The sequence below is a fragment of the Fulvimarina uroteuthidis genome (assembly GCF_034321785.1).
Classification (GTDB): domain Bacteria; phylum Pseudomonadota; class Alphaproteobacteria; order Rhizobiales; family Rhizobiaceae; genus Fulvimarina; species Fulvimarina uroteuthidis.
On sequence record NZ_JAXLPB010000001.1, the window covers coordinates 817,488 to 828,699 of the forward strand.

The 11,212-nt window shown below is 63.3% G+C and carries 17 protein-coding genes; 1 reads left to right on the forward strand and 16 read right to left on the reverse strand.

What is annotated here, in order from left to right; translation table 11 throughout:
- Positions 1-2: 2 nt before the first annotated feature.
- The 3 genes from U0C82_RS03710 to U0C82_RS03720 are packed head-to-tail and all read right to left on the reverse strand — an operon-like array spanning position 3 to position 921.
- Positions 3-242, reverse strand: a complete 240-nt coding sequence (locus U0C82_RS03710; RefSeq protein WP_322185702.1) for a hypothetical protein — start codon at positions 240-242, stop codon at positions 3-5.
- Positions 239-652, reverse strand: coding sequence for a phage tail terminator-like protein (locus U0C82_RS03715; protein ID WP_322185703.1), 414 nt, complete (start codon positions 650-652; stop codon positions 239-241). The genes U0C82_RS03710 and U0C82_RS03715 overlap by 4 nt, the downstream gene beginning before the upstream one ends.
- Complete coding sequence (locus tag U0C82_RS03720; RefSeq protein ID WP_322185704.1) at positions 652-921, reverse strand: hypothetical protein; 270 nt, start codon at positions 919-921, stop codon at positions 652-654. Before U0C82_RS03720 ends, U0C82_RS03715 begins: the two co-directional genes overlap by 1 nt.
- Here U0C82_RS03720 and U0C82_RS03725 point away from each other — a divergent pair, their 5' ends adjacent.
- Positions 922-1,167 carry a hypothetical protein gene (locus tag U0C82_RS03725; RefSeq protein ID WP_322185705.1) on the forward strand — a complete coding sequence of 82 codons (246 nt, stop codon included), beginning with the start codon at positions 922-924 and terminating at the stop codon, positions 1,165-1,167.
- On the opposite strand, the gene U0C82_RS03730 is transcribed toward U0C82_RS03725, so the two are convergent.
- The 13 genes from U0C82_RS03730 to U0C82_RS03790 form a co-directional block, all read right to left on the reverse strand.
- Entirely contained in the window at positions 1,133-1,585 is a 453-nt protein-coding gene (locus U0C82_RS03730) for an HK97 gp10 family phage protein (RefSeq protein WP_322185706.1), read from the reverse strand. The two genes, U0C82_RS03725 and U0C82_RS03730, sit on opposite strands and share 35 nt — an antisense overlap.
- On the reverse strand, positions 1,585-2,637 hold the full coding sequence (locus U0C82_RS03735; protein WP_322185707.1) for a phage minor head protein: 1,053 nt from the start codon (positions 2,635-2,637) through the stop codon (positions 1,585-1,587). Before U0C82_RS03735 ends, U0C82_RS03730 begins: the two co-directional genes overlap by 1 nt.
- A complete protein-coding gene (locus U0C82_RS03740; protein ID WP_322185708.1) occupies positions 2,634-2,954 on the reverse strand; it encodes a hypothetical protein in 321 nt (106 codons plus the stop codon). Before U0C82_RS03740 ends, U0C82_RS03735 begins: the two co-directional genes overlap by 4 nt.
- A 47-nt stretch (positions 2,955-3,001) precedes the next feature.
- Positions 3,002-3,484, reverse strand: coding sequence for a DnaT-like ssDNA-binding protein (locus U0C82_RS03745; protein ID WP_322185710.1), 483 nt, complete (start codon positions 3,482-3,484; stop codon positions 3,002-3,004).
- Positions 3,485-3,488: 4 nt separating this feature from the next.
- Entirely contained in the window at positions 3,489-3,890 is a 402-nt protein-coding gene (locus U0C82_RS03750) for a hypothetical protein (protein WP_322185711.1), read from the reverse strand.
- Entirely contained in the window at positions 3,890-4,822 is a 933-nt protein-coding gene (locus tag U0C82_RS03755) for a DUF2184 domain-containing protein (RefSeq protein WP_322185712.1), read from the reverse strand. The genes U0C82_RS03750 and U0C82_RS03755 overlap by 1 nt, the downstream gene beginning before the upstream one ends.
- A gap of 12 nt (positions 4,823-4,834) precedes the next feature.
- On the reverse strand, positions 4,835-5,284 hold the full coding sequence (locus U0C82_RS03760) for a structural cement protein Gp24 (RefSeq protein ID WP_322185713.1): 450 nt from the start codon (positions 5,282-5,284) through the stop codon (positions 4,835-4,837).
- Positions 5,285-5,287: 3 nt separating this feature from the next.
- A complete protein-coding gene (locus tag U0C82_RS03765) occupies positions 5,288-6,439 on the reverse strand; it encodes a DUF2213 domain-containing protein (RefSeq protein ID WP_322185714.1) in 1,152 nt (383 codons plus the stop codon).
- Positions 6,440-6,450: 11 nt separating this feature from the next.
- Positions 6,451-6,678 (reverse strand): Acb2/Tad1 domain-containing protein, encoded by a 228-nt coding sequence (locus U0C82_RS03770; protein ID WP_322185716.1) that lies wholly within the window; start codon positions 6,676-6,678, stop codon positions 6,451-6,453.
- A 2-nt stretch (positions 6,679-6,680) separates the two neighbouring features.
- Positions 6,681-8,534, reverse strand: coding sequence for an anti-CBASS protein Acb1 family protein (locus tag U0C82_RS03775; RefSeq protein WP_322185718.1), 1,854 nt, complete (start codon positions 8,532-8,534; stop codon positions 6,681-6,683).
- The gene (locus tag U0C82_RS03780; protein WP_322185719.1) at positions 8,531-9,769 is read right to left on the reverse strand and encodes a PBSX family phage terminase large subunit; all 1,239 of its coding nucleotides are present in this window, start codon (positions 9,767-9,769) and stop codon (positions 8,531-8,533) included. The genes U0C82_RS03775 and U0C82_RS03780 overlap by 4 nt, the downstream gene beginning before the upstream one ends.
- Complete coding sequence (locus U0C82_RS03785) at positions 9,756-10,064, reverse strand: hypothetical protein (protein WP_322185720.1); 309 nt, start codon at positions 10,062-10,064, stop codon at positions 9,756-9,758. The genes U0C82_RS03780 and U0C82_RS03785 overlap by 14 nt, the downstream gene beginning before the upstream one ends.
- 194 nt (positions 10,065-10,258) lie before the next feature.
- Positions 10,259-10,822 carry a transcription termination/antitermination NusG family protein gene (locus U0C82_RS03790; RefSeq protein WP_322185721.1) on the reverse strand — a complete coding sequence of 188 codons (564 nt, stop codon included), beginning with the start codon at positions 10,820-10,822 and terminating at the stop codon, positions 10,259-10,261.
- Between the last annotated feature and the right edge of the window lie 390 nt (positions 10,823-11,212).

Below are 11,212 nucleotides of genomic sequence, written 5' to 3' on the forward strand. Positions count from 1 at the left end.
CGCTATTCGGGGTCGGCTTGGCCGAACGCCTTCTCGGCAGGGTCGACCGCCGCGGCCTTCTTGGCCGGCTTGGCGTCTTGGCCAACGCTGACGAGGCGTGCGTTCTCTTTGGCCTTCAGGCGGGTGTCGTCGCGATCGAGCGCGATCGACTTGGTTTCGCCCGGATCAAGATGGACGCGGGCGCCGGTGTTCGTGGTGAACGACTGAATTCGGTTGCTCGTGTTCGTGACTTTGATCGTCATGCGAACGTCTCCCATTCGATGGTGGTGGGGATCATCGCCAGAGCGCCGTCAACGAGCGTTGGTCCGACGCTGGGGCGCTTGGTGATGCGGGTGCGGACGCCGCCATCGGTCAGACGGAGGTCGACCGCGAAGTGATCGGCGATCTCACCGGCGAGCGCGACGTGATCCGTTTCCCCGGTGTTCTCGGGGGCGAAGACATCCACCTGGTAGAGGCCCATGTGCCTGTGCGGACCGTCGCTTGCGACGAACAAACGGCCAGTCTGGTTCGGAATGAGTGTTTCGCGCAGGTAAACGCCCGACGGCGCCGTGAACTGGCGGTTGGTGAAGGCGATCGGCAGGGTGCGATGCCGGGCGAAATCTATCAGGTGCGAGCGAAGGGCGCGGAGGATCGCAGGTTCCGGCGATGGCATCAGGGCTTCCAGCCTGAGCCGTCTGCAAACGTGATTTCGGCGAGTTCTTTCATCTCGCCCGTTGCAGGGTCCATCATGCGGAAAGAAGGGGCGGCGTCCAAGCGGTCTATCTCAACGGCTGAGAACGCAATGTCAGCACGAACGAAATCACAACCGACAATTCTGATGTCGATCTCGGTGATTCCGCGAATGCGCTCACCGGTCTCGCCGTTGAACACCTTTGTTTGGAAGCTTGTTCCGCCTTCGCTGACGACACGAACCGACTTCATGTGCTATCCCTTCCCGCGATGCCGAACCGCGAACCTTTGTCCGATGATGCCGCCTATGAGCGGCTGGCGAACGCTCTGAACGCCCTTGGCAACGAGCCGGGCGCGACCGTGCGGGCCGATACCGCGATCAAGGCCGCCAGGCGCTCGCTCAATCTGTTGATGTTCGGGCTTCTCGCCGCCCAGGCCGCAGGCTCCGATGAGGTGCCGGGGATCAAAGCCCCAGCCGCCTCTTCAGATCCCGCGTAACGTCGGCGACGATCTGCGGCCACCTCTGCGCAACCATCGTTACCCATGGCCGCGCCGGTCGCCCGCCAGATCCATAGTGGATGTACGCGCCATAGTTCGCGGTGTAGCCGAGGAAGATGGTCTCGCCGATCTCTGCGCCCTGGATGGCGAGTTCGATCGCTCCTTGATCGAGATCAGCCGCCACGCCGGGGTTCGCTCGTGACAGCGTCGGCATGGATGCTTTCGATGCCACGAGGGACGCCCGAAGGAAGCCGGTCCGCGCCTTGGCGTCCGGCGACTGCGGCCGCTCATAGACCAGCCGCTCGAGTTCAAGCGTCAGCTCCCGCGCAAGCCGTGATGCGCTCTCCCGAAAGATCGCTTCCATAGCGCCGGGGATCTTGTCCGCCCATGCGCCGACAGCTGCGGCGAAGCCGGCCATCAGGCGGCCTCCGCTCGGAACCGGCGAACCGTGCTGGCCAGATAGTCGACCTCCATCTGCAGGAAGCATCGGCAACCGACACGCTCGGATGCGGGCGCTCTCGGATCGCCGGGATATCTGATCGGCGCACCGGTGGCCGGCGAGATGAAGCTCTCGTTCAAGCCGACGGTCTGACCATGCAGAACGACATGACTGTCACGCACTCGCCTATCCCGCGCGTTCCGCCAGCCCTTCTTGACGGCCTGCGCGGCGACCTTGCCCTCTCGGACCTGCTGAAGGATCGCGTCCTCACGCCCCTTGTTCAGGACGCCGGTGGTCTCGGTGCGGGCGATGATCTCGCCGCGGAGTTCGAGGAGCCGGTCGGAATATCGTCCGACGATGCGGGTCGCGACATCGGCTGGGACCGGCTTGCCGGCCTCGATCGCTTTCTTCACGGTCGCGTCGAACCGCTTATCGCGGCGTGTGCGCGTCAGGTAGTGCCGCAGCGCTTCCGGATCGCCTGATGCGAGTTCGGCCCGCGCCGAGGCGACGAAGCGCTCCTGCGGGGCTGTGAGGCCGATGACGCCACCCTCGCGGCGGTTTGTCTGGCGTGATACCCGGCCAACCACGTCGAGGGCGGTCGAGCGCGGGTTGCGGCCTTCAGATAGGCCATCGGAGAGCGCGGCGCGGATTGCCTCGCGCTGGTCCTCGACGATGCGGGTGACGAGCTCGCTGGATTGCTGGCGAAGCTCTTGCTCGCCGATCGTGTTGCGCGTGCCGAACCGGAAGATGACGCGGGCGCCCTCAGGGTCGCGCAGGATCGGCAGGTTGTTGACCTCCGCCTGCCCGCCGGCGGCGTATGCTTCGGCCAGGACGCTCTCAAGCCGCTCGAAAGCGACAGGATCGAGGCCGATGGCTTCCACGGCGCCGGGGATGTCACCACGCTCGAGCTTTTCGACGACCACCCTGAGCGTGACCCGGTTCTTGATGTCGTCGACGGCGCGCAGGAAAGCTTCCGCAGCCTGGTCGCCGAACTGCGCGATGAGGCGTTCGATGGTGTCGCGGTGGGTCACGAACGGGCCTGCACTTCGAAGAGAATGTTCGTCGCGCCGTCCGGCGCCAACGGCTTGCTGTTTACCACCTCGTAGGTCTCACCGCCGAAGCTGATGCGATCTGAGCCGTTCGGCTGGTGGTCGAGCCCCTTGGCCGCGACAAGGATCTTGCAATCGCGGTTGCTGATCAGAGAGTTCTCGCGCTCGCCGAGGGTATATTCCACGCGGACCATCTTGGCCGTGAGCGGATCGGGCGTCGTGCCCGCGCCGTCCGGATCGTATGGATCTCGCGTGGACGGCCGCAGGATTTGCCCGTCGCCGCCGAACTTGTCGATCAATCGCAACGCCGTGGCCTGGGATCGGCCATAATCCTTCGTCGGCATGATCAGACAACCAGAATGGCGGGGCCATAGCCGGCCACTGGTACGAGAAGCGGGCGCAGCAAGCCGTCGATCGCAGTGATGCTCGGTATCGCGTCCTTGGCAGCGTCCGCGCCTTCGAAGAATTCGGTTTCCAGAGGCCCGACCTTCTCGCGCTTCACACGCTCGGCCGCGATGACCACCGGAGATAGAATGCCGGGATTGTTGATCTCGGCGATTGCCGCCTCATAGACCGCATATTCGACCCGAGCCGGGACGAGATCCGGAGTAATGACGTTGCCGTAGGTGTCTGAGGCACCAGTGCGCGGCCATTCACGGTCTTGGGCGGCCCCATCGGTTGGGCGTCCAGAGAAGCGGTCACCATAGACGCCGTCAACGAACAGGGAGCCCCGCTGGCGAGCGGCAGTTATGTTGCCGCCCGCTGGCATAATCAGGCCGTTGGCCGTCGCGTAGGCCGTCAGGCCGTCGTCTGTGCCATAGCCCGCCATGGGATCAGTCCTTGTTCGCTTCGACGAACGTGGCCTTCTCGTCCTCAGTCATGGCCGGAAAGAGTTCGACCGCATCCTTGCGCAGCGACTTCGTGACTTCCTCGCCGTCCTTCGTGACGGCGAACCAGCCGGCACCCTTCTCCTTCACCGCATAGGGCGATGGATCAGGCTCGCTCGCCGTGGTCGGTCCATTTGCAAGCTCGCGAAGCTCCGAGTGGCGAAGCCCGGCCCGGCCCTGATCGGCGGCGGGCTCGTCAGCGGTGATCGTTTCCGACTTCAGCCATGCGCGCACGGCCCCCGATGTGGAGGCCATGTGCCAGTTCTCGACCGTCCTCGACCCCTTGGGCGGGATGGTGACCCCGCCGACCTTGAGCGGCGACGTGTGGTTGTTCGTGACGGTCGCCATCAGATGCCATCCCCATAACGGACTTCCTTCGTAAGCCGGATGTCGAGGCCGCCCAGGCGGAAGATGCCGGGGATCTTGTAGGTGAGGCCGACGATCTGGACCGGCAAGAAGCGATGACGCATCGGGATGTGCATCTTCATGACCTCCGGCGCATTGCGATAGGCGATCATGCGCGTGGTACCGCCGGCGCCTGCCGTCTCCAAGCCGCGAAGCGACCGGATCGTGAGAGGCTGGCCGGTTTCGGCCGTGTAGGAGTTGTTCTGCTCCAGATAGGCGCGGATCGTCAGCGAGCCGTTGCCGTCGCCGAGCCGGCGCGAGCCGATGTAGCGGGTCTTCGACGGAGGAAGCAGAAGCGTGTCCGCCATCGCGACTTCGTTCGTGTCGGCCGCGACGCCTTCGAGAAGTTCGTTGACGTCGGCGAGGATCTGGTCCTCGGTGGCCGTTTCCCAGGAGCCCGTCAGGTCGCCATCGATCGTGATGCCGGGATAGTCGAAAAGGCCGTTGAAGCCCTTCGCCGCATCACCGGAGAACGCGATACGATCCACCATCCGCTCGTAGGCGAGGCGCGCGGTGTCCGCCTTCGTGGATTCGAGCGGGATCCCAAGCATCCGGGCCTGATTGATCTCTTCGAGACCGTAATCGTACCCGATACCGGCCATGTAGACCTGCGTGGACTGCTTGTCGTGCTGCATCCCGACGACGGGGATATCGTTCGCACGATCGGCTAGCCACTCGGCCTTGCCGGCCACGTCCATCGAGTAATAGTCGACGGTCTTGATCCATTCCGGGGCCGAGTAATCGACCGGAATGAGGCCGGTGTAGCGGATGGCGGCATAGCGGGTCTGGTAGACCTGCGTTTCCACGTAGGCGGTCTGCGACGTGACGAACCCGAGGTTCGACTGCATCGCGTCGTTGGTCATGAGCGTCTGCATATCGAGACCTCCTTACTTGAGCCGGAGCTGGGCGAGAGCGCCGTCGGCCGCGCTGGTTTCCCAGCGAGCGTTCGGCACAGCGAGAACACCGGCGCCGGCAGCTTTCGTGCCGTAGGCCCCGGTTGCGACGGTGACGGTCACGTCATCGCCTGCGGCGACAGCGCCGTCGGCCGTGACCCAGATGACGCCCTTGATGAGGATGGCGGCCGTGTCGCCCTGCGGATAGCCGTTGACGGTTGAGTTTTCGGTGGCGTTCGACAGGACCGAAACGCCCAAAGTGGACGCGTCGCCGGTCGTGGTCGGGTGGACGGACTTGTCGCCGGTGCCCTGGGTGACAGCCTTGCCGAACGGCAGGGCGGCGTCCTCGACCGTGCGAGAGATGATGTCCGCGAGCTCGGTGTTCGCGACCATGCCGGCGTAGGCGACCGGCATGTCATCGAGGTAGGTGGTCTGAAGCGCCATCGGTTAGGCCCCCTTCTTCACGTGCGCGCCGGTGTCGTGGGCGCAGAGTTCCTGGAACGCCTTTTCGCGCGCGGCGAAGGCGTCGGCGATCTGGACGACCGGGCCGCCTGCGATGGCGTCGGCGAAGCTGTCCTTCGGCTTGCCGGCGGCCTCAACTGCGAGATCGAATGCGGCATCGACATAGGCGTCGGACTTGCCAGCCATGGCGTCGGCGCCGCGAACGGCCGTGACGGCAGCGCGCCGGATCTCGGCGTCCGTCTTGCCGGAGAAATCGGCATCCTTCGCGAGCGTCTTCGCCTTGCCGACGAGTTCGGCCCGGGCGGCAACGCGCTTGTCGAGATCGGCGTCGGAAAGCACCTTGCCTTCCAGTTCGGCGATCTTCGCATCCTTGGTCGCGAGTTCGGCGTCCTTGGTCGCGAGCGCCTTGTCGTGATCCGAGACGAGAGCAGCCTTGTCGGCGGCGAACTGCGTCTTGAACTGTTCGATGATCGGGGCGTCCTTGTCCGTGACTTGCACGGCCTTGTCGCCCAGAACCACCGTCGTCAGATTGTCAGCCATGATGGCTTCCTTTCGGTCGTTGGTTTGGATCGGGGCAACGCCCCAAGATGAGGCCGCGGCCTCGGTATTCGCGCCGTCGCCGATGCGAAATTCATCACCCGCACGCGCCCGATCGACGATCGCGAGGTGGTTGAACCTGATGTTGCGCTGAACCGCCTGGTAGGACGCGCCATCTTCGGCAACGCCGTCCTTCCATTCGAGGTCGCAGACGTAGCCGGCGGACAGCTGGCGCTTGCCGGCCTTCACCTTGGCGACCGTGGCGGCGTCCTTGACGATGAGCGGAATGCGCAGGCGGCCGCCGTCACGCAGCACCTCGTCCGACACCTCGCCCTTGCCAAGGGACGCCCAATTCGCGGAGTCGACCGCGACCGATGGGTGATCATCCGTGACCGGGGCATGGGAGAGCGAGCGAAGGCTGTCAGCCGAGAACACTTCGCTCTCCGGGCGGTAGACGTTGACGGTCGCGAGATCCGATCGGCCGACTTCCGAGCCGAGATAGGTCTGCACGCCGGTCCGCAGCGCGAACGCGTCGGCGATCAGGTAGCCGTCAGCGGTCTCGCGCGCTCCGGTAAGCGGCGATGCGTCGGTGAAATTCATGGGATGCCCTCTTAGGCGGTGACGTGCTTGACCGCCCACATGACGGCTTCCTCGGTCTTCGTCTTGGCGATGGAAAGCTCGCGACTTCCGCCGATGCTTTCGATCAGCGTCAGAAGCTCCGCGCCCTTGTCCTTGACGGCGACCATCTGGGCCTTCTCGGCGTCGGACAGGACGCGATACTTGTGGCGCACGGCATTGTTCGAGGTGCGATCGTCGCTGGTGCTTTCGACTTCGGCCATGGTCAGTCCTCTCTCAACTCTTCGAAAATCTCGGGCCCCAGCATGATCTTGCCCCGATAGGGCAAGACCCCGGACAGATCGACCGGCGTCTTCGTCAGCGAGACGTGAGGCTGATAGTCGGGGAACCCGTGTTCGGCTCCGGCGTGAATGATGTCTTGGTGGCGCCATGACAGTTGCGACGATGCGAAAAGCAGAACGGCGGCCATGTTGCCGAGCGGCTCGACCGCACGTGGACCGCCCTCGGCGATGGTCAGGGTGTCCTTGCCGTCGCTGCCATACTCGTTGGCGTTGCCGGCCTTGATCCAATCCACCGGCGCCCGGCTGTAGATCAGGGTGACGTGAAGATCGTCGACGATGTCCGTCATGCCCTGCGACTTCGCCCAAGCGGTGATCTCGGCCGCGTTCACCACGTCCCGGCGCACATAAAGCGTGCGAGGCGCGGCGTCATTGGCCGGAGTTTGCATCTGGGCCGGCACCGCTGGCGTCGACGCCGCGGTGATCTCTTCCTCGCTCGGCTCTTCCTCGATCGTTCCGCCATACTCGTCGATTGCGGCGTCGAGACCTGGAAGAGCGCCATCCTCAACCAGCCGGTTCGCGAGAGCCTTGGAAAGCGGTTCAAGCGCGATGAGAGGCTTGTCCTGGCCGCCGCCGATGATCTTGCGCGCGGCCTCCGCCGTCTTCGAGAACACCTCGGCGCGCTCTTTCTCGTTCAGCGTCCAGAGCGGCGACCATTCGAAATAGACGTCCTTCGGTCGTGACCCGAGCGCAGACCTGATGATGACCTCGTCGAGCCGGTGAAGCTGCGGGGCAAGCTCCGTGCGCTGGCGGGCTCCGACGTTATCGTAATAGGTGATCAGCGCACTCTCGCCGTTCGATCCGAGACCAGATGGAGCCTCGCCGAGCAAGCGGATGGACGGGATGTCGGCCGCGCCGCACGCGACTTGAAGATATTGGCGGATCAGTTCTGGCATCTGGGCGAAGCTGATCTGCTTCTGCTCCCACTTCTCGCCCTGGGCGTTGTCGCCCGACGAGCCGTTACCCTCCAACAGGAGCGTCGAGAACATCGACCGCATCTGCGTGGCATAGGTGAAGCGCTTCGTGATCGCCTTCTCGCCGGCATCGGTCGCGACGGCCTTGGACAGACCCGGCACGTAAATGATGTCCGTCTTCAGTTCGGGGATCAGCGCCGCGATGTGTCCCTGTGCTGACGTGGCGTTCTTGATCGCCGAATAGGCGACCTGCAGGACGCTATCGCCCCACTGTTCAGTCTGCCGACCGGCGTCCTGCAAAACCTCCATTCCAACGAACCGGACCATGCGCGAAGGGTGGACGCGAGAGACCGCGCCGTTGGTGCCTTGCACCTCGTACCATTCCGGCTCGCCATGAAGCGGGCTGGTAACGTCGCGGATCTGCTGGCCTATGGTGACCTCGTCGCGCCCGAGCACGTGGAGATATTCGAGGTCGCCCGCCTTGATTCTGGCAGGGTCAAGCGGTTCGGCATGGTCCGCACCGCGGATGCCGATGAAGATGGCAGCGCCACCGCGCAGGCGGGCCTTGCGGAGAGCGCGGTTGACCTTGCGGGCCACATCGATCAGCGGGGCTTTCTCGACCGCCTCTATGGCCTCGATCTGGGGCTTCTCCGCCTGCCAGTCGCGCCATTCGCGCGTCATGTCATTCGGGATGATGTCGACGATCTTGCGAGACAGCCAATCGGCCCGGTACATCGCCTCGAGTTCGCCAATGCTGATCTGGTCGAAACCAAACCCGATGCCCGCGCTTTTGTCCTGGGTCGTGCCGAGGCCAACGGCGCCGGCCATTCCGACGACGAAGCTGCGAAGGCTGTCAGCAAGCATCATTCGACCACACCCAGCATGCCGTAATGGAAACCTTGTCGGATCATCGGGGAGACGGCGTAGCGAAGCGCGTCGATACCGTGATTGTGCGCGTCGACGATCGTCGGGAGAATGTCACCGGACAACCGATCGACCTTGTAGGAATAGAGCCGCATTTCGTCCTTGATGCCCTTGCATCGCGTGTGAACGACGATCTCGCGAAACGAGCGCAGGTATCGAATGCCGTCCTCGATACTGCCTTGCCACTTGTCGGTTGCGGTCGCCCTCGGCATCCCATGTCGGCTGATCAGTTCGATCGACCCGGGCGAAGCGCTGTCCCACCGGGACACGTATTCGGCATATCCGGGGATCTTCTCTTCGACGAACGCCGCCGTCCCATCGAGCGCAAGCTGCTTGGCGAATGCCTCGTGGCTCACATAGAGCCGGTCTCCGTCGATGTAGCACCGCACGGCCGCCGTCGGATCTTGGGAGAACCCGAAGTCACCGCCCTGGTATGGCCCGTCCCATGACGGGTTGATCTCGAAATCATCGACACGCCACTTGCCGGCGAACACCTGAGCGTCGGAATTGATGAGGTGCGCGCCTTCCCAGATGTGCGCGTAGGTGTTCGGGTCGAGCCGCGCCAGATCGTTCAGGCGCTCTTCGTCCAAGACGTCGGGGAACCACGGATTGTCCGTGTAATTGATCTGGACGATCTTCGAATTGTCGGGCGGCGCCTTGATAAACCGGTTGTGCGTCGGGCTGTCCGGTTTCTCCGGGTTCCACGTCACCCATATTTCGGACCCGTCCTCGCGAACGGTCGGAATGAGCTTTCGCCATGCCGTCTCGGAAACGTCCTCGGCCTCGTCGATCCATGCAACGATGATCCGCGCCTTGGACTTCAGGGATCCAACATTGTGGCGCAAGCCTGCGAATCGATAGTCGATCCGGCCCGGCAGGCCCTTTGTCCGAACGAACTTCTCGCCGATGTCGAACCACGGCGCCAGCCAGTCTGTCGCCTCGATCGCCGCCTTGATCTCGGGGAGCGAACTGTCGTCCAGCGAGTTGACGAACTCGCGGCCGCACAAGATGACACCGGACCGTCCCTCTGCCGCTGCCTGATATGCCTTCACGGCGGTCATCAGGGCAAAGGATCTGGTCTTGGCACTTCCGCGCCCGCCATGCGCCCCGCGGTATCGAGCGGGTCCGCTAAAGACGGGGATGAGTTTCGGCGGTAGCTCGACCTTAGCTGTCGTCATCGCCGGGGGCGACGAGTTCGATGCGGGTGGTGAGATTCAGCGGGGATCCATCCGGACCGGAATGCTCCATCGCCTGTGCCGGCTTGCCGAATGCCCGATCGAGGATCGCATTCGAAGCTGACACCCTGGCCGCCTCGCTTTCGCCGGTCATCGCGATCTGATGAAGGACGCCCATTGCGTCGTCGGCATAGCCGCGCGCCAGTTCTGCAATCGTTGCCTTCTGCCCCAACGTGGCAGCGTCTTGATTGCCCTTTTTGCGCCCAGCACCGGGGCGCTTGCCACCGCGCTGCGCCATTTTGATTTCCTTTGAAAAAATTCAAACCTGACAACAAAAGCCCCGCTTTTCGCGAGGCAAAGTTGCACAGAATTTCTGCATAGCTTCGCACATCGCCCCGCGCTACGCCTCGCTGGGGTCATCCGTCGCTAGAACTCTTTCGGGCCTCGGAAGGCGGGATGGTCTCTGGACGAATGTGCTATCGGATGAAGTTTCTAAGCGGCCTTCAGGAGATCGTCAAGAGGAACTACGGTTTCCTCGATCTTTCCGAACGCCTGGGTGATGACACGAGCCGCGTTCCTGCCTTCCAGTGCCGTGATCGCCGCAACGAATCCCTCGAACGCGCCAGACGCCAGAACGACAGGCTCGGTTGAAACCCTAACGCCTCTGCCCTTCAGCCATTTCTTCCGACGCTTGCGAAACTCTAGATCCTGTTCCAGCCAGTGGGATGCTTCCATCCGGCGGATGGCCTCGATGTCGCGATTGGAAATCGAGATCGGCGGGCACCAGTCACCCATCGGCAAGACACCCGCCACGCCGTCGCAGTCTCGGATCAGTCCGACGTCCGGCATCCCTGCATCCAGAAGCGCGAACACGTAGCCGACGATGAAGGGTGTGGTGCGAAGGATCGGCCGCTTCGACCGGGCGTCGTAGAGGCGCTTTCGATAGACTGGAGCGTAGGCGTGAACGCCGATCCGCAACATGGCCTCGATCGCCCGCATCTCGCATTGGGGATTGGTCTTGACGATGAACCATGCCTTACCAGCCAGGTCGGGCATCGAAATGAAATCACCGATCCGCCGATTGTGTTTCCTGGCGAGAGCGGCAATCCGCCCGCTTCGACCGACCGACTCATAGGTCCGAACGATCGCCGTGTATGGCCGACCAATTTCCGGCTTCGTCTTCGTGTCTGGCATTCTCGGCTTCCTCGATTTGATCAAATGGAAGCCTGCGGTGGTGCACTGACGAGGATGGCAGAGGGCGAATGGGAAGGCAAGGTGGGGAATGGCAAGTGGGGCGAGTGGCAACTGGCACTTTACAGTCCCCAATATATACCCATCCCCACGTGCATTTCATGCTGATTTATGCAACCTATTCGTTAAATCGTCGGACTATTCACCATCTAGTGTCACTTGAGCCACTTGATAATAATGTATGTATTTCAGTGC